The sequence below is a fragment of the Streptomyces sp. NPDC060031 genome (genome assembly GCF_042736805.1).
GTDB lineage: Bacteria > Actinomycetota > Actinomycetes > Streptomycetales > Streptomycetaceae > Streptomyces.
The window spans coordinates 1-25252 of sequence record NZ_JBHWVM010000041.1 but is presented as its reverse complement, the minus strand read 5'-3'; the positions used below and the strand labels follow the sequence as shown (position 1 = coordinate 25252).

Below are 25252 nucleotides of genomic sequence, written 5' to 3'. Positions count from 1 at the left end.
AGTACACGATCGCCCGTTATGGAGCCTTTGTGCCCGCACCCCGCCTCCGGACAGCCTCCGTCGCCGCCTGCCTCGCCCTCGCGGCGGCGCCCCTCGGCGCCTGTGGAGACAAGCCCGCCGCCGCACCCAGAGCACCCGCGGCGGCCACCTCCGCCGCGGACGCCGGCGGCATGGCAGCACTGACCGCGGCAGCGAAGAAAGAGGGCTCGCTCAACACGATCGCGCTCCCGAGCGACTGGGCCAACTACGGCGCACTGATCGCCGGCTTCGAGAAGAAGTACGGGATCAAGGTCGTGGTGGAGAACCCGGAAGGTACCAGCCAGGGCGAGATCAACGCCCTGAAGGAGCACAGGGGCGACGGCCGCGCCCCCGACGTGATCGACGTGGGGGGCTCGTTCGCGCAGTCCGCGGCCCGGCAGGGCCTGCTCGCTCCGTACAAGGTCGCCGCGTACGACCAGATCCCCGAGGAACAGAAGGACCCGCGAGCCCGCTGGTACAACAACTACGGCGGCTACATCTCGATCGGCTGTGACGCCAAGCGCGTCAAGACCTGCCCCTCGACCTTCGCCGATCTGCGCAAGCCCGAGTACAAGGGCCAGGTGGCGCTCAACGGCGACCCCACCAGATCCGGCTCCGCCTTCGCCGGAGTGTATGCGGCGGCCCTGGCCAACGGGGGTTCCTTCGAAGACATCCAGCCCGGTATCGACTTCTTCGCCGAGCTCAGCCAGAACGGCAATTTCATTCCGGTCGAATCTTCACCGGCCACGATCGCGAAGGGCCAGACCCCGATCAGCATCGACTGGGACTTCCTCAATCTCGGATACGCCGACGAATTCCGGGAGAAGGGGGCGGACGTCGACTGGCGGACCGCCATCCCTTTCGACGGCAGCTTCGCCGAGTACTACGCGAGCGGGGTGAACAAGGACGCCCCGCACCCCGCGGCGGCACGTCTGTGGCAGGAGTACGTCTTCAGCCCGGAAGGCCAGAACATCCGGATCGGCGCCTATGCACGTCCCGTGCTCATGGACGCGATGAGGAAGGACGGCACCCTCGACAAGGCCGCCGCGGAGAAACTGCCGACGGTCGAGGGCACGCCGACGTTTCCGACGGAGGCACAGACGGAGAAGGCGAGAGAGACCGTCAACCGCGGCTGGGCCAAGGCCCTCTCGGGCTGAGGGCGGGGCTGGTCCTGCCAGGCGTGTGCCCACCCGTCCAGGCCCCATGGGGGCGGGCTGACCGTCGCGCGCTCGGACGTGTAGGGGTCGCCGTGGATCGTGCCGCGGACCCCGGCAGCGGCCCCGAGGAGGGTGCGCATGGGCGGGTGGCCGGGAGGGAACGCACGGAGGCCGCCCGGCCACGGTCGGTCGGCGGTCGCGGTGGAGGTGGCCCGCGAGGCTCTCCAGGTTCTGGGGCGCACGTACGGGGAGATCGACGACTCGGACGGCCTGATCGGAGGCGTGGCACCGGGCTGGCCGCTGCCCATCTCGAGGCCTGCCGGACGGCCCGGCCCGACCCGGTGGAGACCGCCGAGTGGCTGGTGCCGTATCTGCTGGACGAGGCGAACGACGCGGCGGGCCGCTCGGGCGAGGCCATCGAACGGGCGGAACGCGGTGTGCGGGAGACCGTCTCCGAACGGGGACCGGACGACGATCTGGTCGCCTTCGTCTGCGAGCGCTACGAGCGGGCCGGTACCGCGGGCGACTTCGCCACCTACGTGGCCGCCCTGCGCGCCGACCAGAAGCGCAAGCGGAAGCTGATGGCCATTCTCGACCGGCACGGGCCCTGAACGTGACCAGAACTGCTCTGACCTGCACCGGACCAGTCATGGTCCGATAGCCGACCACGAGCCCTGTCCGCCCCTGCGCATGACGCGGGACCGGGCCGCGGAACACCCACCCCGCGCACGGAATCGGGAGGGGTTCTAGAGTTGGAGCAAAGGCATGCCCGTGGTCTGCGGGCATCCGCTCCCTTCGTCGCTCCCGCATGCATGGGCGCGACAACACCCCAGGAGGACATGCGACATGTCCACTGCATCTGACACTCCCGTTCTGGACACCCTCGTCGCCATGACAGGCGACTCGCTCGAGCGGTGCGGTTTGGCCCCGGACATGCTCCTGCTCACCCGTATCGCGGCCCTCGCCGCCTCGGACGCTCCGCCGATCTCCTACGCCGCCCACATCGACCCCGCCCTCAAGGCCGGTCTGACCGCTGAGCAGTTGCAGGACGTGCTGGTCGCCATCGCCCCCATCGTGGGCACCGCCCGCGTCATGACGGCAGCCGGCAACATCGCCTCGGCACTCGGCATCGCCATCGCCGTCGCAGAGGCGGAGATCGACGCCCAAGGCTGACGCGGACGCTCGCACGACACCACCGGACACGGGCGCGCAGAGCACGGGGCCGTTCGCGCCCTGACGGCTGCGGGCCGGGCAGGAGTGCACCGATGTCCCAGAGCGCGACCACCGCGATGCGCGCGGTGCCCCACAGCACGCCCCAGGAACGCGCGGCCCTCGGCAAGGAGGCCCGGCGCCGCTCGCCGCGGTCGTCACACGCCCTGTACCAGCCGCCGCAGGACAGGCCGGACCCCCTGGCGATCCTTGAGGCACAGTCCGCGGCACGGCTGCCGGAACTGGTCCCGATCCGCTACGGCCGGATGATGGAGTCTCCCTTCCGGTTCTACCGGGGAGCCGCCGCGATCATGGCGTCCGACCTGGCCGGCGGCCCGGACTCGGGGATCACGGCCCAGCTGTGCGGGGACGCGCACCTGCTGAACTTCCGGCTGCTGGCCTCGCCAGAGCGACGGCTGATGTTCGACATCAACGACTTCGACGAGACACTGCCAGGGCCCTGGGAGTGGGATGTCAAACGGCTGTCCGCAAGCCTTGTCATCGCCGGCCGGGCGAACGGCTTCGACGACGCCGAGCGCGCACGCGTCGTGAACTCCACCGTGCGCTCGTACCGCGAGTCGATGCAGGCCTTCGCCGGCATGGGCAACCTCGACGTCTGGTACGCAAAGATCGACTCGGACCGCCTCGAGGCCCTCACCGCGGGGCAGCTCGGCAAGGGCGGACGCAAGAAACTGGCCGGTGCCATGGCCAAGGCCCGCACACACGACGCCCTCCAGGTCTTCGACAAACTCACCGAGGTGGACGACGGCCGGCCGAGGATCGCGCCCGACCCCCCACTGCTGGTTCCGATCGCAGACCTGATGCCCGACGTCGAACGCACGGTGCTCGAACGCCAGTTCCGCCGCCTGGTCGAGCGCTACGGCCTGACGATGGCATCCGACCGGCGGGCACTCCTGGAGGATTACCGGCTGGTGGACGTGGCCCGCAAGGTGGTCGGCGTCGGCAGCGTCGGCACCCGCTGCTGGATCTTGCTGCTGCTCGGACGCGACGGCCGGGACCCGCTCTTCCTGCAGGCCAAGGAGGCCGACACCTCCGTGCTCGCAGCCCACGTCGGCGCGAGCCGATACCGCAACCAGGGCGAGCGCGTGGTCTGCGGACAGCGGTTGATGCAGGCCGCGAGCGACATCTTCCTCGGCTGGGAACGGGTGGACGGAATCGACGGCAAGCAGCGCGACTTCTACATCCGCCAGCTGCGCGACTGGAAGGGCATCGCCATGCCCGAGACGATGTCGCCCAGGCAGTTGGAAACGTTCGGCGAGGTGTGCGGCAGCACCCTCGCCCGTGCGCACGCGCGGTCGGGCGACCGGATCGCGATCGCCGCGTACCTGGGCCGCAGCGACGCCTTCGACCGGGCAGTCGCCACGTTCGCCGAGGCCTACGCCGACCAGAACGAACGCGACCATCAAAGCCTGGTCGACGCAGTAGGCGCAGGCCGGCTCCATGCGCAGGGACACCCAACAACCTGACCGCCGCGCGCCGTTGTCGGCGCCCGCCACCACCGGGGCACGCCGATGCTCGCGCTGCACCTGCTCCCGCTGCACCTGCTCCCGCTGCTGATGAGCAGGCCCTCGCCGATCCGAGATGCGCGACGCACGTACCCCTGCGGAATCGGCAACGCCGGGAAACGGTGCATCCGTCGGGGCGGCCGCGCACGAAGGAGTCGTCGAGAGCACTCGTCCGGCGCAGCTGACCCGGTCGTCGCGGCGAGCGGTCCGGTCGTCACGGAGCGGACCCGATACGAATCTCTCCGTCATCGAACGGTTGATCGTCACGTCGTAGTTCGGAGCCCAGATGCCTCGCGCCTCCCGCCGGACCCGCCTCCTGTTGCCCCTGGCCCTCCTCGTCGCCTGGCTCGCCGTGGGCGGCGGGCTGGGCCCCTTCGCCGGCCGGCTCGGCGAGGTCGCCACCCGTGACCAGGCTGCCTTCCTGCCGCGCAGTGCCGAGTCCACCAGGGTCGCCGAAGAGCAGAAGGCTTTCCGCGGCTCGGAGACCGTGCCCGCGCTCGTGGTGTGGACGGCGAGCAACGGCGGATCGCTGGATCCCGGCTCGACGGCCGGGGCGACCCGGGCCCTCGCCGCCCTCGCGGGACGTCCGGGCATCGCCGGGGCACCCTCCCCCGCGCTGCCCTCCGAGGACGGCCGTGCGCTGCGGTCGGTCGTCCCGCTCCGCCCCGACCTCGGCGACTCCCTGCCGACCACGCTCGACACGGTCCGGGAGGCTGCGGCCACGGTCCCGGGGACGACCGTGTGGCTCGCCGGACCCGCCGCCACCCGAGCCGACCTCTCCGGCGCCTTCTCCGGCATCGACGGCGTCCTGCTGGGCGTCGCCCTGATCGCGGTACTGCTCATCCTGCTGGTCGTCTACCGCAGCGTCCTGCTGCCCCTGTTGATCATCCTGGGTGCGGTGTTCGCACTGGGCCTGGCCTGCGCGATCGTGTACGCGCTCGCCGGCGCCGGTCTGGTCAGGGTCGACGGCCAGGTGCAGGGCATCCTGTCCATCCTGGTGATCGGCGCCGCGACCGACTACGCGCTGCTCCTGGCCGCGCGCTACCGCGAGGAGCTCTCCGTACCCGGCGCGGACCGCTTCGCCGCGATGAACAAGGCCGTGCGCCGCTCCTTCGAACCGATCGTCGCGAGCGCCGCCACCGTCGCTCTCGCTCTGATCGCCCTGCTCGCGAGCGACCTGGCCAACAACCGGGCGCTCGGCCCGGTCGGCGCCATCGGCATCGCCTGCGCGGTCCTCAGCGCGCTCACCTTCCTCCCGGCGGCCTTGGTCCTCACGGGCCGCGCCGCGTACTGGCCGGCCCGCCCGAAGGCGCTCCCGGCCGACACCAGGACCGCCACCACCACCGCCACCGGCACCGAGACCGGCGCCGCGCAGGGTGGCCGGGCCGTCTGGCACCGCATCGCCGCCCTCATCGACCGCGCGCCCCGCAAGGTGTGGGCGGTCACCCTCGCCGGGCTCCTGGCCTGCGCCGCCTTCGCGCCCGCCCTGAACTCCCGGGGCGTGCCCTTCGACGAGATCTTCGTGAACGACGCGCCGTCCGTCGCCGCGCAGGCGACCCTCGGCCGCCACTTTCCCGGTGGCTCCGGCAATCCCGCGGTGATCATCACCAACGCCGGGGCGGCCGCGCGGGTCGCCGCCGCCGCCGAGGACCTGAGCGGCGTCGATTCGGCGTTCCCGGTGGACGCGGCGGGCCGCCCGGCGCCCGGGGCGCCGCTGGTGATCGATGGCCGGACCCGCATCTACGCCACCCTCACCGACGCGGCCGACAGCGACGCGGCGCGGGAGACGCTCGCCCGGTTGCGTACCGCCGTCCACGCGGTCTCCGATGCGGACGCCCTGGTCGGCGGCTCCACCGCCCAGCAGTACGACACCCAGCGCACCGCCGCACGAGACCGCGCGCTCATCGTCCCGGTGGTCCTCGCCGTCATCCTGGTGATCCTGGCGGCGCTGCTGCGCTCCCTCGTGCTGCCGCTGCTCCTCGTCGCCACCGTGGCACTCAACTTCGCCGCCGCTCTGGGCATCTCCGCGCTCGTCTTCGAGCACCTCCTCGGCTTCACCGGCACGGACTCCTCCGTCCCGTTGTACGGCTTCGTCTTCCTCGTCGCGCTCGGGGTCGACTACAACATCTTCCTGATGTCCCGGGTCCGTGAGGAGTCGCTGCGCCACGGGGTGCGCGAGGGCGTCCGCATCGGCCTGACCGCCACCGGCGGCGTGATCACCTCGGCGGGCGTGGTGCTCGCGGCGACCTTCGCCGCGCTCGGCGTGATCCCGCTGGCCTTCCTCGTGCAGATCGCGTTCATCGTCGCCTTCGGCGTCCTGCTGGACACCCTGGTGGTCCGGTCGCTCCTCGTCCCGGCGTTGGTCCGGGACCTCGGCCCCAAGGCGTGGTGGCCCGGTGCGCTCAGCCGTCTCCCCGCCGACGGCGGGCGGCCCGGGCGGCACGATGGAGGTGGCTGAGGCTGCCCGCTGCCGGCTGCCCGCTGCCGGCGTTCCAGCGTCGAGCCGGGCGCGAGCTGGACAGGACGAGGTCTACGGCGGCCTCCGCCCAGCCGATGCGGCCGGCACGGCCGGCCATGAAGTCGGCGCAGAAGGGGCCGAGGAGCGCCGAGACGGCCGCTTCGAGGTGCGCGCCGGCCGCGGCGCTCTCCCGGTCAGCGGGCGCAGCGGGCGTCGTGGCGGCGAGCACCGGCGGTGGCCGGGTTCACCCGTACGGACCATCGCGCATCGGCGGAGCGGACCGGCCGAGCAGCACGGCGGGGCATGAGCCGGTCAGGCGGGAGCGGCCGTCGGGAGGGTGACCTCGAAGCGGCAGCCGCCGGGGACGTTGCGTACATCGGCTCTTCCCGCGTGGGCCTCGACGATGCCCCGGACGATCGCCAGGCCGAGCCCCGCCCCCGCGGGCGGCGTGCGGGCCGCGGTGCCGCGCCAGCCGGTGTCGAAGACCCGGGCCAGGTCCTCCTCGGGGATGCCGCCGCAGCCGTCGGTCACCGACAGTACGACCGCGTCCGACCGGTCTTGCGCCGCGATCGCCGCGATCGCCACGGTGCCGTCGGCCGGGGTGTGGCGGATGGCGTTGACCAGGAGGTTGGCGAGGACCCGGGTCATCTCCTTGCCGTCGACCTCCACCGGTACGGCGGCCACCCCCTCGCCCACCAGCCGCACCCCGCGTTCCCTGGCCAGCGGATCGGCTCCCGAGAGCGCCTCGTCCACGAGGTCGTAGAGCGACATCCGGCTGGGGTTGAGGCTGAGCGCTCCTGCATGGATGCGGGAGAGTTCGAACAGGTCGGTGACCATGGAGTTGAGCCGGTCGACCTCCGTGCGGATCTGCCGGTGGTAGCGGGCGGGGTCGGCGGCCATGCCGTCCTCCAGGGCCTCGGCCATCGCCCGCAGGCCGGCGAGCGGGGTCCGCAGGTCGTGCGAGATCCAGGCGACCAGCTCGCGCCGCGAGGCCTCCAGCGCCTGCTGCCGCTTCCGGGAGGCGTCGAGCTTGGCGCTGGTCGCGGCCAGTTCCCGGGAGAGCGCGGCGAGTTCGGCGGTGGCCGCGGTCCGGGGCGCCGCGAACCGTCCGCCGTCACCGAAGTCACGTGCCGCGAGGGCCAGTTCCCGGCTGCGTGCCACGACCCAGCGCCCGAGCAGCATCGCGGTGGCCAGGGCGACGACAGCTGCCATGGCCACGACGACGGTCACCACCCACAGGTCATGGGAGGACAGGAACATCGCCTGCGCGACGGCCAGCGTCCCGGCCAGCATCGCGGTGACCGTGACCGCGGCGACCACGAACAGGGACACGGCGACCGAGCGGTGGCGGAGCAGCCGCAGGGCCAGGGCCCCGGCGAGTCCCGCGCAGAGCGCGCCGCCGAGTGCGAAGAGGGCGATGAGCAGGACGTCCTTCATGACGCGGCCTCCTGCCGTCCGGCTTCGAAGCGGTATCCGACGCCCCATACGGTCTGGATCAGCCGGGGCTGGGCGGGGTCGTCCTCGATCTTGGCCCGGAGCCTGCGCACGTGGACGGTGACGGTGGACAGGTCCCCGAAGTCCCAGCCCCACACCTCGCGCATCAGCTCCTCCCGGCTGTGCGCCCGTCCCGGGTGCGACAGGAAGTGGGCGAGGAGGTCGAACTCCCGCAGGGTGAGCGCCAGCTCGCGCCCCTGCCTGGCCGCGCGCCGGTCCGTAGGGTCGAGCACCACGTCGGCCGCCTTCAGGACGGGGCGCGCCGGGGCGGCGGCCGGCGGCCGGTTCCCGAGGCTGCGGCGCAGGACGGATTCCACGCGCAGGACGAGTTCCCTGGGGCTGAAGGGTTTGGTGACGTAGTCGTCGGCGCCGAGTTCCAGCCCCGCGATCCGGTCGTCCTCGTCGCCGAGCGCGGTCAGCATGATCACGGGAACCGGGGCGGTCGCCCGCAGACGGCGGCACACTTCGAGGCCGTCCATGCCGGGGAGCATCAGGTCGAGGAGGACCAGGTCCGGCCACCGTGCGGTGGCGCGGTGCAGGGCGTCGGGGCCATCGGGGGCGTGCTCGACGGCGTACCCGGCCCGTGCGAGGTAGCCGGAGACGACCTCCGCGACCGTCGGGTCGTCTTCGACCACCAGGACCCGGGGCTGCGGTTCGGTGTGGCTCATGGAGCCCAGGGTCGCATCCACCCGGCGCGCGGCGGACGCCTCCCGGGGCGGCCGGGGGTGACGTCCGCGTTTCGTAAGGAGTCCATGGGCCCATCGCGGTGCGCGCATTCCTACGGTGAGACGCGTAACCGTGGATGTAGACGTCGTATTTCCCTGTCTGAACGAGCCCGGGGCCCTTCCTTGGGTCCTGGCGACGGGTCCGGCGCGGCCTGCCACGCGGGCATGCTAGCCGCCGAGGCCGACGTGGTCTCCTACCGCCAGGACGAGCGGCTCGCCGCCGCCTTCGCGGCGTGCACGGGCCCGGCCCCTCGCCAGGAGGCCGGACTCGGCCACCGAGCCTCTGACGCTCCGGTATCAGGCGGGGGGCGGGAACCTGTCCCAGGCCCGGTGTTCGGCCAGGGCGGCGGTGACCGTGGCCACGACCGCCGTGCTGTCGTCACCCAGGGCGATGCCGGGTCCGTCCGTGCCAATGCCGACGGCTTCGAGGAGTTGCGTCGCGTCGTTCCAGCCGCCGATGGCCTTGCCGTGGCGGTAGGCCTCGCTCAGCAGGAGCAGGACGCGCGGGTCGCAGCCTTGCGACGCGGGCCCGGCGGCCTTGGCGTCGCGGGCGCCGTGGGCGTCGGAGCCGGGCCCGGGTGCGCCGGCGAACAGGAGGGCGTCGTACTCGACGGAGCGGGTGGCGCCGAAGGTCCGCTGCACGGTGATCGGGTCACTGTCGGGGTCGAGGGAGCCGCCGGCGGGGGCGATGACGAGGGGCAGCATGCCCGCGTCCAGGATCGCCCGCCGCGCGGTCCGGACGCCGTCCAGGTCGGCCGCGGCGTCGGCGACGATGCCGATCACCCGGCCGTCGGTCGGCCAGGTCCTGCCCAGCTGCGAGAGGGCGGGGCTGGCGTCGGACGCGACGAGCGGGACGGTGGCGTCCGGTGCCGGCAGGCCGAGGCCTTCGGCCACCTTCTCGCACAGCTCGGGGTCGATGTTCGCCAGTACCTTCAAGGTGCGTTCCTTGATCGCCTGCTCGTAGCACTTGTTCAGTTCGAAGGTGTAGGCGGCGATGATGTGTTCGCGCTCCGGCGGGGTCATGCTGAGCCAGAAGAGGCGCGGCTGGGTGAAGTGGTCCGAGAACGAGGCGGGTGCCTCACGGACCTTGCTCGCCTCGGGGACCGTCACGGGTGTCTCGATGAAGGCGGCCGTGTCGGATCCGGCGAGGAAGGGGCAGCCCCCGTCCAGGCTGTTGGGCCGGTACGGGGCGACGCCCGTGTGGACGGCGGTCTGGTGCATGCCGTCGCGGAGCATGTCGTTGACGGGGGCGTGCGGCCGGTTGATCGGGATCTGCCCGAAGTTCGGCCCCCCGAGCCGGCTGATCTGCGTGTCGAGGTAGGAGAAGAGCCGGCCCGCGAGCAGCGGGTCGTCGGTGACGTCGATGCCCGGAACCAGGTGGCCGGGGTGGAAGGCGACCTGCTCGGTCTCGGCGAAGTAGTTCCTGGTGTTGGCGTTCAGGGTCATCAGCCCGATGGGCTGCACGGGCGCGATCTCCTCCGGCACGATCTTGGTGGGGTCGAGGAGGTCGATTCCCTCGAAAGCCTGCTCCGGGGTGTCGGGGAACACCTGGATGCCCAGTTCCCACTGCGGGAAGGCGCCCGCCTCGATGGCGTCGAAGAGGTCCCGGCGGTGGAAGTCGGGGTCCATTCCGTTGATCAGCTGGGCTTCTTCCCAGACGAGGGAGTGCACGCCGAGCTTGGGCTTCCAATGGAACTTCACGAGCACGCTCTCGTCGGCCTCGTTGACCAGTCGGAAGGTGTGGACCCCGAAGCCCTCCATCATCCTGAACGACCGCGGGATCCCGCGGTCGGACATGTTCCACAGGGTGTGGTGGGTGGCCTCGGTGTGCAGCGACACGAAGTCCCAGAACGTGTCGTGGGCGCTCTGGGCCTGCGGGATCTCCCGGTCCGGATGCGGCTTGCCGGCGTGGATGACGTCGGGGAACTTGATCGCGTCCTGAATGAAGAACACCGGGATGTTGTTGCCCACCAGGTCGAAGGTGCCTTCGTCGGTGTAGAACTTCGTCGCGAAGCCCCGGGTGTCGCGCACCGTGTCGGCCGAACCGCGCGAGCCGAGCACGGTGGAGAACCGGACGAACACCGGCGTCTCCACATCCTTCGCCAGGAAGGCGGCCCGGGTCACTTCGCCGGCCGTGCCGTAACCCTGGAAGATCCCGTGAGCCGCGGCGCCGCGCGCGTGCACCACCCGCTCCGGGATCCGCTCGTGGTCGAAGTGCGTGATCTTCTCCCGCAGATGGTGGTCCTGGAGCAGGACCGGCCCCCGCGCCCCGGCCTTCAGGGAATGATCGCTGTCGTACAACCGCGCCCCTTGGGCGGTGGTGAGGTACGCACCGCTCTGCGCGATCCGGGCCTGTTCCGCCCCGGTGGCCTGACCGGTGGGGCTCACCGTTTCGGGCCCTTCCTGGTCCGGCTTCGGCGGGAGGGGTCCCGTCGGCTCGGTGGGTTCGGCCACATCGGGGGACAGCGGCCCCGGCTTGCCGGGCACGCGGTCGTCGCCCGCCCCAGTGGTCGCTTTGGAGTGTTCGGCGGTCATGATCTCTCCATGGGAAGGGTGCGCGGGACGTTTCAGCCATGACCCGGAAGACGCCGGGCTCAAACGGACTCCCCGGGCTTCTCACCCGGCTTTCGCAGGGGTTCACGGCATCTGACCGAAGCCCGGAGCCCGCGCCCCGCGCCTGCCCCGCGCTGGCCCGCGGAACCGTCTGCGGGGCAGGCGGGGCGTTTCAGCCCGTGACTCCCAGGGCTTCTTCGGCGGGGACGATGCGCGCCGCCATGTTGGTCTCCATCATGCGCAGGGCGGCGTCGGCCAGGTCCCGGTGGATGTGGGCCACGGCGTCCTCGGCGACCGTGACCGACAGGTGCCGGATGTGGGCGTCGAGGGCGGAGTAGAGCACGCACTGCTCCGTGACCTGCCCGCACAGGACGAGGTGGCTCACGTCGAGCGTTCCCAACAGGTACGCGAGCGGCGTCTCGTAGAAGACGGAGTGGCGCGCTTTGACCACGAAGTAGGAGCTCTCGTCCGGCTGCACCGGTGCGACCAGTCCGGCGTGCGGGCCGGCAAGCGCCGCGTCCAGGATCTCCCCGTGGTGGGAGCGCCACTTCCCGAAGTTGTCGTTGACGGATCACCGGAAGATCCCGCTCCCGGGCCTGCTCCAGCAGGTGCACCACGGCGGGGAGTGCCCCCGTCACGGAGGGGAGGAGCAGGTCGGCGTCCTCGTGGTCGTAGGTGTTGGGCATGTCGATGATGACGAGAGCGGTCTTCCCCATGGTCTCCAAGGTCCCGGACACTCTGCCGGGCGGCCGCTGACAGGGCCGGACGCCCTGCCGGCGATACCCGCGTACGGGGGGGCGGGGGGCCGTTCCGCACGGCCCGGAACCCTCGCCGGGCCGAGGCTGCGCGCGGACTCCTCACCTGTCGGACCTGGCAGCCGCCTGCGGCGTCCCGGAGCCGGCCGGGGCAGGCCGGGGGGGCAGACTGCGAGTCGCCCCGCACGCCTCAGTCGGAGGCGGCGGCGCCGGTGATCAGATCGAGCAGACGCGGCAGCCCGCCGTCGGCCACGGCGCGGCGCTGGCGGTCGGCGGGGGTGCCCTCCTGCAGCAGCCGGTGCGCGAGCGCGCTCACCTCGCGGAGGTCGCCGGCGTCCTCCAGAGCCGGTGTGATGTGGCTCAGGAGCGCGCACAGCACGTCGCCACTGCTGCGCGGGAGGCCCAGCGGATCCACCAGGGTGCCGTTCAGGCCGTGCCGGGCCGCGTGCCAGGTCCCGGCCCGCACCAGCTCCGGTACGGGCGCGGCCGGTGGCACGCCCGCCTTCTCGTCGGCGATCGCCGTGGCGACCAGCGCGCGGACCAGGCCGGCGAGCATGACGGCGTCGTCCGCGCGGAGCTGGACGTCCAGGCACCGCACCTCGACGGTGGGGTACCGGTCGGACAACCGGACCTGCCAGTAGATCTGCCCCCGGTCGGCGATCACGCCGGAGGCCACCAGGGCCTCCATCCGCCGTTCGTAGTCGGCGAGCCCGTCGAAGTACGGGGGCGGCCCACTGACGGGCCACCGCCCGAACACGATGGTGCGCCAGCTCGCGAAACCGGTGTCCTGTCCGTCCCACAGAGGTGAGTTCGCGGACATGGCCAGCAGCGTCGGCAGCCACCCCTGGATCCGGTTGAGCACCACCACACCCGTCTGCCGATCGGGGATCCCCACGTGGACGTGCGTTCCGCAGATCAGCTGCTCGTCCACCAGCTGCCGGGCCTGACCCTCCATCCTCAGGTACCGCGGCGTCCGCGTCACGGGCACGGGCAGGGTCCCCCGCAGCGGCGCCGCACCGGTGGCCGCGACCCGGCAGCCGTTCTCCTCCGCGGCGGAGGCCACCGCATGGCGCAGGCGCAGCAGGTGGCCACCCACCTCTTCGAGGGTGCGACACACCGGGGTGGCCACCTCGATCTGGGCCTGGAGCAGCTCGTCCTGGACCTCACCCTGTTCCGCGAGGGGACCGAGGCCTGCCGTGCGGCGCACCTCCTCCACCAGTGGTTTCGGTTCACCCGAAACCGGGTCGAGCAGCAGATACTCTTCTTCCACTCCCACGGTGATCACGTCCTGCGACTACCCGGCCACTCCATGATCACCCCACTCATGGTGCCCGGCCCCGCAGGCGTGGTCCGCGGGCTCCGGCCATGAGCGAAGCGAGGTTTCGCGTGAGCAGCCCGATCGGCCTTTCGGAAGACTGCCTTGTTGCCCTCCACCACCTGAGGGAGACGCGGGAGGTCAATACCGTGATCCTCCGCTTCGTGGATCCCCCGGGGATGCTGGCCGCGGAGGTGGAGGGCAATCTGACCCACGAGGAGCTGGTCGCCGCACTGCCCGCGGCCGAGGCGCGTCTGGTCGTCCACGAGCTGTCCTTCGCCACCCCGGAAGGTGCGCGCAGGCACGAACACCTGCTGGTCCTGTGGATGCCGCCGGCCGCCGGCGGACAGGAGGAGGCTTACACGGCGGGCTACGCCTTCCTGAAGGAACACCTCGCGGAGGTTCACGTCCACCTCACGGCCAGACGGGCGGACCAGCTGGAGTACCGGAGGCTGGTCGCCCTCGCCGGCTGAGGTTTCTGCGCCCACCGCACCCCCGGGAAGGGCGCGAAGCATCGCGTAACGGAAAGAGTGACCGGGGCGCAATGGGGGGCATGCCGGTCATACTCCCTTGCTACTTCTGAGTACCCACATGGTCATGTACCGTCCGGAACCGCTTGATCCGTTTCGGCGTACCCGACCCCCGATGAGGACTCATGACCTCCACGTTCGACGTCCCGATCACCGCTCCCCCAACACGACCAACGGGTGGAGGAGCGCTGCTCTCTTGAGATTCCGGATCAACCGCCCGGGCCACACTTCCCCGATCCCGTCTCCGCAGGCCCCGGCGCCCGCCCCGGCCGCCCCCGCCGCCCGGCCGGCGGTCGTGGAGCCACCCCTGTCGGCCCGCGAGACAGACCTCATACGCGCCTCCGTGTCGGTGGTCGAGCCGCTGGCCGCGGAAATGACGGTCTACTTCTACGCGATCCTCTTCGCCCGCTACCCCGAAGTCCGTCCGATGTTCCCGCCCGGCATGGACGCCCAGCGCGGGCGCCTGCTGCGCGCGCTGCTGCGCATCGTCGACCTCGTCGACGACCCGGAAAACCTCGTCCGCTTCTGCGGGCACCTCGGGCGCGACCACCGCAAGTTCGGCACGCTCAGCGCGCACTTCCCCGCCGTGGGCGAGTGCCTCCTCGCCTCTCTGGCCCGCTACGCCGGCCCCGCGTGGACCGCCGACATCGCCGCCGCGTGGACCAAGGCGTACGGCGTGGTCGCCGAGGTCATGATCAGCGCCGCCGAGCAGGACGAGGCGGTACGGCCCGCCGTGTGGCCCGCGACGGTGGTGCACCGCGTCTCCCGCGGGAACGGCATCGCCGAGATCACCGTGCGCCCCCACATGCCCTACGAGTACGCCGCCGGACAGTACGTCAGCGTCGAGACCCCGTGGTGGCCGCGGCATTGGCGCCACTACTCCCCCGCCAACGCGCCCCGCGAGGACGGCAGCCTCACCTTTCACGTGCGCGCGGTCGCCGGCGGCTCCGTCAGCAGCGCCTTGGTTCACCGGGCCGTGGTGGGCGACGTGGTCCACCTGGGAGCCCCCATGGGCGACATGGTGCTGGACGCCGCCGTCTTCACCGACCTGCTCTGTGTGGCCGGCGGCACCGGACTCGCCCCGATCCGCGCGCTCATCGAAGAGGTCGCCCGCCGCGGGGGACGCCATCAGGTGGACCTGTTCCTCGGTGCCCGCACCGGCGCCGAGTTGTACGGGGTCGAGGACATGCTCCGGATGTCCCAGCGCCACCACTGGCTGACCACCAGGGGCGCGGTCTCCCACGAGTACGTCCCCGGGATCCGCGGGTCCCTCCCGGAGGTTCTGGCCGAGTACGGCCCGTGGTACCAGCACGACGTCTACCTCAGCGGCCCGGCCCCGATGGTCGTCTCCGCCAGCGAGACGCTCACGCTCGGCGGCACCTTGCCCGACCGCATCCACCACGACCCGTTCGAAACGCCCGTCCTGTCCTTTCCCTGAGCCAAGCGCTTGCCCGTCCTGCCAGGAGAACGCCCGTGACCTTGCCCCCGCCGTCCTTTGGATCAGCAGGTGAACACCGACTGCAGCAGCAACTGGGCACCGCCGAGCGCGCCGCCCGGTTCTACGACCAGCAGGTGCGCCCCTGCCTCACGCCCGAGATGCGGGACTTCATAGGCCGCCAGGCGATGGTCTTCCTCTCCACCGCCGACTCCCACGGCGCATGCGACGCCAGTTTCCGGGCGGGGCCGCCGGGTTTCGTCCACGTGATCGACGACCACACGCTGGCCTACCCCGAGTTCCGCGGGAACGGTGTGCTCGCCAGCGCCGGGAACATGACGGAGAACCCCCATCTCGGCATGCTGTTCGTGGACTTCACCCACCACCACGTGGGCCTTCACGTCAACGGCGTGGCCCGGCTCTACACCGACACGGGCCTGCGCTCCCTGCATCCGGGCCTGCCGGCCGACGGCGCACCCGGACGCAGTCCCGAAATGTGGGTCCACCTGAGCATCGACGAGGCCTACATCCACTGCTCCAAGTACATACCGCACCTGGAACCGGCTCCCCGCCCCGGCAGTCATGACGCCGCGCGGCCCAAGGACTCGAGCTATTTCACCGGTACCCCGGCCGCGCGCGCGACGGTCGCGGCCCCCAGCACTGCTCCCCGTTGAGAGCTCGGAGGACCGAGTCGCAGAGGCCGGGCGGCCCTCGCGGGCTGCCCGGCCTCGTCGTACGCGGAGCCGTCTCCCGGCGGGGCGGCTGTTATTCGAGCAGCTCCGCGTACGAGCCCATGGCCAGGGCGATGTCCGCCTGGGCCCAGAACCGGTGGTACGTGAAGACGGGCGCGGCGCCGCCCGCGAGGTAGGCCTCGATCTTCGGCCAGGCCGGGTCGTCCTGGTAGAAGGTGCGGATCGAGGCGAAGGTGGACGAGGAGTTCACCGTGTCGCCGTTCGGCATGGCGCCGGTCCATGTACTGGGGACGTACACCGGGTTGTTGAAACGGTTGTAGTCGGTCCGGGTCTCCTGGACGGCGATGCCCAGCGGGTCCTGGTGGTGGGCCCACATGCCGTCGAGCAGGGCCTTGGCGACGCGCTTCGCCTCGGCGTTCCCGGACTTCGCCGCGTAGTAGGTCAGGGTCTTGGCGTAGGCGGCGGCCACGCCCACGTCGTCGGTGTAGTCGGCGACGGTGACGTGCAGGCCCGCGTTCGCTCCGGGATTCGTCGCGTTCCAGGTGTCGGGGGCGCCGGACCACTGGAGGGTGGAGGGGATGCGGTAGGTGCCGTCGGGGTTGATCGTGGTCTTCGACAGGGCCCAGCCGACCCACTTGTCGAGCACGGTCTTGGCCGCCGCGTCCCCCGTCTGCCGGTAGAGCTCGGCGACCCGCTCCATGGACCAGGCCTGGAAGCCGAACCACTGGTTGGACGCCGGGTCGTGGTAGACGGGCTTCTCGTCGTAGAAGAGGCCGTGGAAGGTGGGGGTGCCGGCCGGGGGCTGTGCGTACCGCCCCTGCCAGCTGTTGGTGGCGCCGCCCGCGATGGCGCCCTCGTCGGACTGGAGCCAGCGGTAGAACTCCAGCTGCCGGTCGAGGCTGGTGGCCCAGTCCGCCGCGCCGGTCGCCGACTTGGGCTTGAGCGGGGCGTACTCGCTGAGCGCGTAGGCGGCGAGCGGGTTCTGGTAGCCGCTGTGGGCGTGGCTGGAGCCGATCCGCCAGGACCAGCCGGCCGAGGTGTCGGTGGCGCCGCCCCAGGCGTAGTACCAGGACATCAGGTAGTGCGCGCTGTCCTTGCCGGTGCCGGCGGGGCAGACGGTCGGGCCGACACAGTTCCCGGCCTTCTTGAAGTACTTGTCGAACATGGAGTACCGCAGGTAGTCGCCCATCTTGGCCGCCTTGGAGACCGTCGCGGTGACCTGGGTCCCCTTGCCCTGTTCCTTGGCCCAGATGTCGGCCCAGTAGGCGGCCTGGACGGCGCGCGCGTCGGCGTCCGGGGCATCGGTGAACTTCCACTGCTTGGCGTAGGAGGAGTCCCCGGTGAAGAGGTCGAGGTAGCCGTTCTTGCCGCCGAAGGTGAAGTTGTCGCAGGTGGGATGCGGAACGGTCTCCCAGACCGACTCCTGGGGCCCGCGCTGGAAGGTGTTGATGTACGAGGGCCCGGTCGCGTTCGGTCCGGCGGAGCACTTTCCGGGCTCGTTGCCGTAGCCGTAGACGTTGTCGACGTCCTGGAGCCAGTGCATGCCGTAGATGTCGTCCGTGCCGTACGTGCTCTTCAGCTCGCCGGCGATCGGGTCGGCGCCGGCGGCCACTGTTGCGTCGAGCCTGGCCGGGTACTGCGAGGGAAGGTCGTGCTCGGGGGCGTAGGTGGCGGGCTTGGACGCGTTGTAGGAGCCGGTCGTGGGCTGATCGGCGTGGGTGGGGATCATGAACTTCTCCATGGTGTCCCACGCGCCGTTGAACTTGGTCCAGTCCCCGGTGATCTTCCCGTACATCGCCTGGAGCCAGATCAGGTAGCTGTACGCCTCCGAGGTCGTCTCGTGCCCGTGGTCCGGAGCCTCGACGATCAGCGTCTCGACGGAGTGGTACGGGATGCCCTCGGGCGAGAAGTAGCCGTTGGCCGGGTTGGTGATCTTCCCGTGGAGGTCGAGGAAGCGGGCGTCGTACGTGGAATCGGCGGCCAGCTCCGCGACGGTGACCTCGGCCTTCGCATGGCCGGGGGCGGTCGCGGTGAAGACCGCGGAGCCACTGCCGGTGCTCCCCGCGGCGACGGTCACCTTCTGGGCGGTGTTCCAGTTCGCCGGGGTGAACGTGAGCGCGGCGGGTGTCGCGGTGAGGTCGGTGTTGCCCGAGGTGCGGGCGATGCTCACCGTGACGTTCGCGGCCGGCTGGGTGGAGGGCTTCAGATCGAAGGTGCCCGTCTCGCCCCGGCGTACGGAGAGCTGCGCGGGCGTGGCGACGAGCGCGGGGCCGGCGGCGACGGTGATGCCGACGGGGGCGGACTCGGCGGAGGCGCCGAGGCTGTCGTAGGCCTTGGCGTAGAGGGAGTGGGCACCGGCGGCGAGGCCGGTGGCGCCGAGGGTGAAGGGCGCCGTGGTGTCCGCGCCCAGGAGGGTGGTGCCGCTGTAGAACTCGACCTTCCCGACGGTGGCGCCGTCGGCGGCCGCGGCGGTGGCGGCGAGCGGGACGGGGGCGCCCGCCGTGTAGACGGCGCCCGCGGTGGGGCTGGTCAGGACGGCGACCGGGGGCTGGTGGGCTCCGGTGCACGAGGTGCCGTTGACCGCGAAGGAGGTGGGAGCGGCGTTGGTCCCGCTGTAGGCGAACTGGGCGCCGGCCGTGACGGCCGCGCCGGCGGCGACGGTCTTGTTCCAGGCCGCGGCCGCGACGCTGACGGTCTTGCCGCTCTGGGACCAGGTGCCGTTCCATCCGTTGGTGAGCTGCTGGTTGCCCGAGTGGGCGTAGGTGAGGGTCCAGCCGTCCAGCGGGGCTGCGGAGCGGTTGGTGAGGGTGAGCTCGGCGGTGAAGCCCGATCCCCAGTCGTTGGTCTTGTAGTCGACGCTGCACTGCACCGCCGCGGCCTCGGCGGTGGTGGCTCCGACGGCCGTGAGGCCCAGGGGGAGGGAGAGGGCCGCGACCGACGCGGTCAGCAGCCGGCGCCGTCCGCGCCGTCCGCGCTGTCTGGGTAATGGGTGTGCTGGCATACCGGTGGTTCTCCTCGCGGCTCGGGGAGGTGGGGGGGTGCGAAGAGCATGAGCACAAGCTGTGAACCAGTGGGAGCGCTCCCACTGTGCAGACGGGACGCAACGGCGTCAAGATGCGCGAAGAGTCGAAGGCATTCCGGGGAGAAATTTGGCCAACTCCTCTTTTGCTTGGCGTCAGTTGCCGCTACGGTCTGGCCCCAACCAGTGGGAGCGATTCCGTCAGTCGGCGCGCCGTCAGGGCGCGCCCTCGCTGCAAGGAGTCGCTCATGCGACACCCCCCACGCCTGTCCGCGCTGCTCACAGGGGCAGCGCTCGCGATGGCGAGCTGCGCGTTCGCTGTCACGGGTACGGCCTCAGGAGCCGCGGCCGCACCCTTGTGCACGGTGAAGTACTCGGTCGTCGGCCAGTGGGCCGGCGGATTCCAGGGCGCGGTCACCGTCACCAACAACAGTTCCGCATTGAACGGCTGGAGCCTCGGCTTCGGCTTCCCGGCAGGCCAGACCGTCAGTCAGGGCTGGGGCGCCAAGTGGTCCCAGACCGGGCCGGCCGTCACGGCCGTGAACGAGGACTGGAACGCCGCGCTCGCCGCCGGTGCGAGCGTCACGACCGGCTTCATCGCCTCGTGGTCGGGCGCCAACACGGCGCCCGGTACGTTCACGCTCAACGGAACGCCCTGCACCACCGGCCCGGGGCCGGATCCGACACCCACCACACCGACGCCCACGCCCACCGACCCGCCCGATCCCCCCGACCCCGTCTCCGGGGCGCCCGAACTGAGCGTCACCGGCAACCGCCTCACCGACCAGAACGGCGCCACCCGCCGCCTCCTCGGGGTCAACCGCTCCGGGGGCGAGTTCATGTGCGTGCAGGGCCACGGCATCTTCGACGGCCCCGTTGACGACGCCTCGGTGCGCGCCATCGCCGACTGGAAGGCCAACACCGTCCGCATCCCCCTCAACGAGGAGTGCTGGCTCGGCCTCGACCACATCAAGCCCGAGTACCGGGGAACGAACTACATCGACGCCGTCAAGGGCCTGGTCGGCCGGGTCCTCGCCCAGGGCATGACCCCGGTCGTCGAACTGCACTGGACGTACGGCCAGTACACCGGCAATTCCTCGGGGTGCGCCGACGTCCACGCCTCCTGCCAGAAGCCGATGCCGGACGCCCGGTACGCCCCGGCGTTCTGGACCTCGGTGGCGGACACCTTCAAGAGCGAGCGGCGGGTCGCCTTCGACCTGTTCAACGAGCCCTACCCGGACCGGGCGACCCCCACCGCCGCGCAGGCGTGGAGCTGCTGGCGCGACGGCGGCACCTGCCCGGGCATTGGCTACGAGGTCGCCGGCATGCAGGACCTGGTGGACGCCGTCCGTACGACCGGGGCCCGCAATCTCGTCCTCGTCCCCGGCATCGCGTACTCCAACGACCTGAGCCAGTGGCTCACCCACGCCCCCACCGATCCGACGGGCAATCTGGCCGCGGCCTGGCACGTCTACAACTTCAACACCTGTTCCGACGAGGCGTGCTGGAACTCGACCCTCGCCCCGGTCGCCGCCCGGGTCCCCGTGGTGGCGGGCGAGATCGGTGAGAACACCTGCGGACACGCGTTCATCGACCGCGTCATGGCGTGGTTCGACGCCCGCGCCCTCTCGTATCTCGGCTGGACCTGGAACACCTGGAACTGCAACTCCGGTCCGGCCCTGATCACCTCCTACGACGGCACCCCCACCCCGTTCGGCATCGGGCTGCGCGACCGCCTGCGCGCCCTGAACTGAAAGGCACCCACGAAATGAGCCGCACGATCCCCCGCACCGCCCTGCTGGCGGCCCTCAGTCTCGTCACGGCCGCCGGCGCCACCGCGACCGTGTTCGCCGCCGGCGCCGGCGCCGCCACCGCCGGCTGCAAGGTCGAGTACCAGATCACGAACCAGTGGAACAACGGGTTCGGCGCCAATGTGATCGTCACCAACACCGGTGACCCGGTCGCCTCCTGGACCCTGGAATGGTCCTACGCGAACGGCCAGCAGGTCACCCAGGGCTGGAACGCCGCCATCACCCAGTCGGGCGCGGCCGTGACCGCCAAGAGCCTCTCCTACAACGGGAACCTGGCCACGGGCGGTTCGACGTCCTTCGGCTTCAACGGTTCGCACACCGGCACGAACGCCGTGCCCGCGACGTTCAAGCTCAACGGCGTCACCTGCAACGGTGCCACCGTGCCGACGGAGCCGCCGACCACTCCCCCGACCACACCGCCCACGACCCCGCCGCCCTCCGGCAGCAAGGTCGACAACCCGTACGCCGGCGCCAAGGTGTACGTGAACCCCGAGTGGTCCGCGAAGGCCGCCGCCGAGCCGGGCGGCACCAAGGTGTCGAACCAGCCCACCGGCGTGTGGCTGGACCGCACCGCCGCCATCCAGGGCGTCAACGGCGGCATGGGCCTGCGCGCCCACCTCGACGCGGCCCTGGCGCAGAAGGGCAGCGGCGAGCTCGTCGTCCAGCTGGTGATCTACAACCTCCCGGGACGGGACTGCGCCGCGCTCGCCTCCAACGGCGAGCTGGGCCCCACCGAGATCGACAGGTACAAGACGCAGTACATCGACCCCATCGCCGCGATCCTCGCCGACTCCAAGTACGCGGGGCTGCGGATCGTCACCACGGTCGAGATCGACTCGCTGCCGAACCTGGTCACCAACGTCTCCGGGCGGCCGACGGCCACCGCCAACTGCGACGTGATGAAGACCAACGGCAACTACATCAAGGGGGTCGGGTACGCGCTGAACAAGCTGGGCTCGATCGCCAACGTCTACAACTACGTGGACGCCGGCCACCACGGCTGGCTCGGCTGGGACGACAACTTCGGCGCCTCCGCGGACATCTTCAAGCAGGCGGCCACCGCCGAGGGTTCCACGCTCTCCAACGTGCACGGCTTCATCGTGAACACGGCCAACTACAGTGCGCTGAAGGAAGACCACTTCAAGATCGAGGACTCCGTCAACGGCACGTCCGTACGCCAGTCGAAGTGGGTCGACTGGAACCGTTACACGGACGAGCTGTCCTACGCCCAGGCCATGCGGACCAAGCTCGTCTCCCTGGGCTTCGACGCGAAACTCGGCATGCTGATCGACACCTCCCGCAACGGCTGGGGCGGCACGGCCAGGCCGACCGGACCCGGCGCGCTGACCAGCGTCGACACGTACGTCAACGGCGGACGCTACGACCGGCGCATCCACCTCGGCAACTGGTGCAACCAGTCGGGCGCCGGGCTCGGCGAGAGGCCGCAGGCGGCACCGGCCCCGGGCATCGACGCGTACGTGTGGATCAAGCCGCCGGGCGAGTCGGACGGGGCGAGCAAGGAGATCCCGAACAACGAGGGCAAGGGCTTCGACCGGATGTGCGACCCGACGTACACGGGCAACGCCCGCAACGGCAACAGCATGTCGGGCTCGCTCCCGAACGCGCCGCTCTCGGGCCAGTGGTTCTCGGCCCAGTTCCAGGAACTCCTGAAGAACGCCTACCCGGCGCTGTGACGCACAGCCGGCGGTGAGAAGACCGGAGCCGTACGGAACCTCAGGATTCCGTACGGCTCCGGGCCGCGCCGCGCTCAGGAGGGATCGGAACCGCCCTCAGGAGGAGTCCCGCACGATCAGCTCCGTCGGAAGGACCCTGCGCGGCTCTTCCCCCGCCCCCGCCGCGGAACCGGCCCCGGAGGGCTGCGCCGTCTTCTCCGCCCCCTCCGCGATCTTCTGGAGCAGCATCCGGGTCATCGTGCGGCCCATCTCCTCGATCGGCTGGCGCACGCTCGTCAGGGGCGGATCCATCAGACGGGCCACCGCCGAGTCGTCGACGCCGACGAGGGCCACGTCCTCGGGGACCCGTCGCCCGGCCTCGCGCAGCACACCGCGTGCGCCGGCCGCCATCACGTCGGAGGCGGCGAAGACCGCGTCCAGGCCCGGGCTGCGCTCCAGGAGCTCGCGCATCGCCAGCCTGCCACCGTCCTCGGTGAAGTCCCCGTGCGCCACGAGCGACTCGTCGGGCACGAGCCCGGCCTCGGCGAGGCCCGCGCGGTAGCCGCCCAGCCGCGCGCGGGCCACGTACATGTCGAGCGGCCCGCTGATGGTCGCGATCCTGCTCCGGCCGCGTCCCACGAGGTGGGCGACGGCCGCCCGTCCCGCGCCGATGTTGTCGGAGTCCACGTAAGCGACGGGTTCCGCCTCGGAGCGGCGCCCGTTCATGACGACCGGCAACCCCAGCTCCCGGATCCGGTCGGGCAGCGGATCGTCACCGTGGACGGATGCCAGCAGCACCCCGTCCACCCGCTGGGTGGCCAGGTACTGCTCGAACCGCGCCCGCTCCGACTCGGTCCGTACCAGGGTGAGCAGCAGCTGTTTGTCCGCTTCGGCCAGCTCGGCGCTCACCCCGCGGATGAGGTCGAGGAAGTACGGCTCCGCGAACAGCCGGGCCTCGGTCTCCGGGATGACGAGGGCGACCGCGTCGGTCCGGCTGCCGGCCAGCGCCCTGGCCGCCTGATTGGGTACGTAACCGAGCTCGGCGACGGCGCGGGCGACGGCGTCCCGGGCCTGCTCACTCACCCGTGGCGAGCCGTTGATCACCCGGGAGACCGTGCCCCGGCCGACGCCGGCCAGGGCCGCGACTTCTTCCAGGGTGGGCCTGCCGTTGTGCCGTCCGCTCACGCCTCTCGAACTCCCCTCGCTGATCAGGCAGGACAGTGGACCCGCTCCCCGTCCCACGCGGAACAACGGTACGCCGACCAGAGGTGTGGGAGCGCTCCCACACTACCTGCGACCGCCCGCCGACGCCATGGCCGCGTTCAGAACCTGACGCGACTCCCCTCAAAGCGGGGGCGTGACATCCGCCGAACACCTTCCCGTAATGAATCGGCGTTCATCTCTTGACACTCGCACCCGCCAGGCAGCAACCTTCCGGCAACGACGTGGGAGCGCTCCCATACGCCCCTGGCGCACAACGGGCACCACCTTGGACGAGGAGAGTGGAATGCGCACTTCCAGCAGCAGACGCGGACGCCGTACCGCGATCGCCGCGATCGCCGTCGTCGCGACCGGTACGGCCTTGCTCACCGGCTGCGGCGGTGACGGCGACGACGGTGCGGCCGGCGGCGAGAAGATCACGCTGCGGATCGGGACCTTCGGTTCCTTCGGTTACGACGACGCGACCGGGGCCAAGCTCTACGCCGAGTACGAGCAGGCCCACCCCAACATCAAGATCGAAGAGTCGAACGTGGCCGACGGCCAGAAGTACTGGGACACGCTCAAGCTGCGCCTCTCCCGCGACAGCGGCCTCGCGGACATCCAGGCCCTGGAAGTCGGCTACATCGCGGAGGCCACCGGGCCGGCCATGGCGGGCAAGTGGGTCGACCTCGGCACGACGGGCGGTTCGGACCTCGGCGCCTTCCTCGACTGGAAGGTCAAGCAGGCCACCACGGGCGACGGCAAGGTCATCGGCCTCGGCACGGACATCGGCCCCATGGCCATCTGCTACAACAAGGACCTGTTCGCCAAGGCCGGCCTGCCGACCGACCGCACCGAGGTCGCCAAGCTCTGGACGGGCGACTGGGCGAAGTTCATACAGGTCGGCGAGACGTACAAGAAGAACGCCCCGGCCGGGACCGCCTTCCACGACTCCGCGAGCGGCCTGTTCAACGCCGTGGTCTCCAGCGAGCCGGTGCAGTACGCCAACGCCAAGGGCGAGCTGGACTACGAGAACAGCCCCGGCGTGAAGAAGGCCTGGGACACCGCCGTGGCGGCGGCCAAGGGCGAACTGACGGCGAAGCTGCGCCAGTTCGACGAGAAGGGCACCTGGAACGCGGCCTTCAAGAACTCGACGTTCGCCACGGTCGCCTGCCCGAGCTGGATGACGGGCATCATCAAGGACCAGGCGGGCGCCGAGAACCAGGGCAAGTGGGACATCGCCGCGCCCCCCGTGGCCGGCAACTGGGGCGGTGCGTTCCTCACCGTGCCGAAGTCGGGCAAGCACACCAAGGAGGCGGCCGAGCTCGCGGCCTGGCTGACCGCGCCGGCGCAGCACGCCAAGGTCTTCGGCGTGAACGGCAACATCCCGTCCTCCAAGGACACGCTCACCTCCCCGGCGGTCCAGGACGCCAAGCTGCCGTTCTTCGGTGACACCCCGGTCGGCAGGATCTACTCGCAGGCCGCGGCCGGCATCACGCCCGCCCCGATCAGCCGCTGGGACGGCCAGGTGAAGACCTTCCTCACCGACAACGGCATCCTCGACATCGAGCAGCGCGGCACCGACCCGGCGAAGGCCTGGGAGAACGTCAAGAAGCTGGTCGACGACAAGATCGATCAGTAGCGGGGATCGCGCGCGGCCCGCCGCCTGCGGGCGGCGGGCC

At 71.2% G+C, this 25252-nt stretch carries 17 protein-coding genes and 1 pseudogene; 11 read left to right on the top strand and 7 right to left on the bottom strand.

Annotated elements, in window-relative coordinates:
* Positions 1 to 29 precede the first annotated feature (29 nt).
* The 5 genes from ACFWB8_RS19710 to ACFWB8_RS19690 all read left to right on the top strand — a co-directional run bounded on the left by ACFWB8_RS19710 (position 30) and on the right by ACFWB8_RS19690 (position 6368).
* Positions 30 to 1175 carry an ABC transporter substrate-binding protein gene (locus ACFWB8_RS19710; protein WP_385228246.1) on the top strand — a complete coding sequence of 382 codons (1146 nt, stop codon included), beginning with the start codon at positions 30 to 32 and terminating at the stop codon, positions 1173 to 1175.
* 341 nt (positions 1176 to 1516) lie between these two features.
* Positions 1517 to 1786 (top strand): hypothetical protein, encoded by a 270-nt coding sequence (locus ACFWB8_RS19705; RefSeq protein ID WP_385228244.1) that lies wholly within the window; start codon positions 1517 to 1519, stop codon positions 1784 to 1786.
* 235 nt (positions 1787 to 2021) lie between these two features.
* Positions 2022 to 2348, top strand: a complete 327-nt coding sequence (locus tag ACFWB8_RS19700) for a carboxymuconolactone decarboxylase family protein (protein ID WP_385228241.1) — start codon at positions 2022 to 2024, stop codon at positions 2346 to 2348.
* Positions 2349 to 2440: 92 nt separating this feature from the next.
* Positions 2441 to 3871, top strand: coding sequence for a DUF2252 domain-containing protein (locus ACFWB8_RS19695; RefSeq protein WP_385228238.1), 1431 nt, complete (start codon positions 2441 to 2443; stop codon positions 3869 to 3871).
* Positions 3872 to 4196: 325 nt separating this feature from the next.
* Complete coding sequence (locus tag ACFWB8_RS19690) at positions 4197 to 6368, top strand: MMPL family transporter (RefSeq protein WP_385228235.1); 2172 nt, start codon at positions 4197 to 4199, stop codon at positions 6366 to 6368.
* A gap of 312 nt (positions 6369 to 6680) precedes the next feature.
* On the opposite strand, the gene ACFWB8_RS19685 is transcribed toward ACFWB8_RS19690, so the two are convergent.
* From ACFWB8_RS19685 to ACFWB8_RS19665, 5 genes and pseudogenes are all read right to left on the bottom strand, one after another.
* Positions 6681 to 7805: a sensor histidine kinase gene (locus ACFWB8_RS19685; protein WP_385228231.1), complete on the bottom strand. Its 1125-nt coding sequence runs from the start codon at positions 7803 to 7805 to the stop codon at positions 6681 to 6683.
* Positions 7802 to 8530, bottom strand: coding sequence for a response regulator transcription factor (locus ACFWB8_RS19680; RefSeq protein ID WP_385228228.1), 729 nt, complete (start codon positions 8528 to 8530; stop codon positions 7802 to 7804). The genes ACFWB8_RS19685 and ACFWB8_RS19680 overlap by 4 nt, the downstream gene beginning before the upstream one ends.
* A 354-nt stretch (positions 8531 to 8884) precedes the next feature.
* The gene (locus tag ACFWB8_RS19675) at positions 8885 to 11122 is read right to left on the bottom strand and encodes a catalase (RefSeq protein WP_385228225.1); all 2238 of its coding nucleotides are present in this window, start codon (positions 11120 to 11122) and stop codon (positions 8885 to 8887) included.
* 190 nt (positions 11123 to 11312) lie between these two features.
* Positions 11313 to 11856, bottom strand: a pseudogene (locus ACFWB8_RS19670) (cysteine hydrolase family protein).
* A gap of 229 nt (positions 11857 to 12085) precedes the next feature.
* Positions 12086 to 13180 (bottom strand): glutamate--cysteine ligase, encoded by a 1095-nt coding sequence (locus ACFWB8_RS19665; RefSeq protein ID WP_385228222.1) that lies wholly within the window; start codon positions 13178 to 13180, stop codon positions 12086 to 12088.
* Positions 13181 to 13260: 80 nt separating this feature from the next.
* Here ACFWB8_RS19665 and ACFWB8_RS19660 point away from each other — a divergent pair, with 80 nt between their 5' ends.
* The 3 genes from ACFWB8_RS19660 (at position 13261) to ACFWB8_RS19650 (ending at position 15849) form a co-directional block, all read left to right on the top strand.
* Positions 13261 to 13683 carry a hypothetical protein gene (locus tag ACFWB8_RS19660; RefSeq protein WP_385228219.1) on the top strand — a complete coding sequence of 141 codons (423 nt, stop codon included), beginning with the start codon at positions 13261 to 13263 and terminating at the stop codon, positions 13681 to 13683.
* Between the two features lie 253 nt (positions 13684 to 13936).
* Positions 13937 to 15178: a globin domain-containing protein gene (locus ACFWB8_RS19655; protein WP_385228216.1), complete on the top strand. Its 1242-nt coding sequence runs from the start codon at positions 13937 to 13939 to the stop codon at positions 15176 to 15178.
* A gap of 35 nt (positions 15179 to 15213) precedes the next feature.
* Positions 15214 to 15849 carry a pyridoxamine 5'-phosphate oxidase family protein gene (locus tag ACFWB8_RS19650; RefSeq protein WP_385228213.1) on the top strand — a complete coding sequence of 212 codons (636 nt, stop codon included), beginning with the start codon at positions 15214 to 15216 and terminating at the stop codon, positions 15847 to 15849.
* Between the two features lie 91 nt (positions 15850 to 15940).
* Here ACFWB8_RS19650 and ACFWB8_RS19645 read toward each other — a convergent pair whose 3' ends face one another.
* On the bottom strand, positions 15941 to 18868 hold the full coding sequence (locus tag ACFWB8_RS19645) for a glycoside hydrolase family 48 protein (RefSeq protein ID WP_385228210.1): 2928 nt from the start codon (positions 18866 to 18868) through the stop codon (positions 15941 to 15943).
* A 266-nt stretch (positions 18869 to 19134) separates the two neighbouring features.
* Here ACFWB8_RS19645 and ACFWB8_RS19640 point away from each other — a divergent pair, with 266 nt between their 5' ends.
* The gene (locus ACFWB8_RS19640; protein ID WP_385228207.1) at positions 19135 to 20640 is read left to right on the top strand and encodes a cellulase family glycosylhydrolase; all 1506 of its coding nucleotides are present in this window, start codon (positions 19135 to 19137) and stop codon (positions 20638 to 20640) included.
* 14 nt (positions 20641 to 20654) lie between these two features.
* Positions 20655 to 22391, top strand: coding sequence for a glycoside hydrolase family 6 protein (locus tag ACFWB8_RS19635; RefSeq protein ID WP_385228204.1), 1737 nt, complete (start codon positions 20655 to 20657; stop codon positions 22389 to 22391).
* A gap of 96 nt (positions 22392 to 22487) precedes the next feature.
* Here ACFWB8_RS19635 and ACFWB8_RS19630 read toward each other — a convergent pair whose 3' ends face one another.
* Positions 22488 to 23555 carry a LacI family DNA-binding transcriptional regulator gene (locus ACFWB8_RS19630; RefSeq protein ID WP_385228201.1) on the bottom strand — a complete coding sequence of 356 codons (1068 nt, stop codon included), beginning with the start codon at positions 23553 to 23555 and terminating at the stop codon, positions 22488 to 22490.
* 322 nt (positions 23556 to 23877) lie between these two features.
* Between ACFWB8_RS19630 and ACFWB8_RS19625 the strand changes: the two genes are divergently transcribed.
* The gene (locus tag ACFWB8_RS19625) at positions 23878 to 25212 is read left to right on the top strand and encodes an ABC transporter substrate-binding protein (RefSeq protein ID WP_385228198.1); all 1335 of its coding nucleotides are present in this window, start codon (positions 23878 to 23880) and stop codon (positions 25210 to 25212) included.
* The last annotated feature ends 40 nt before the right edge of the window (positions 25213 to 25252 follow it).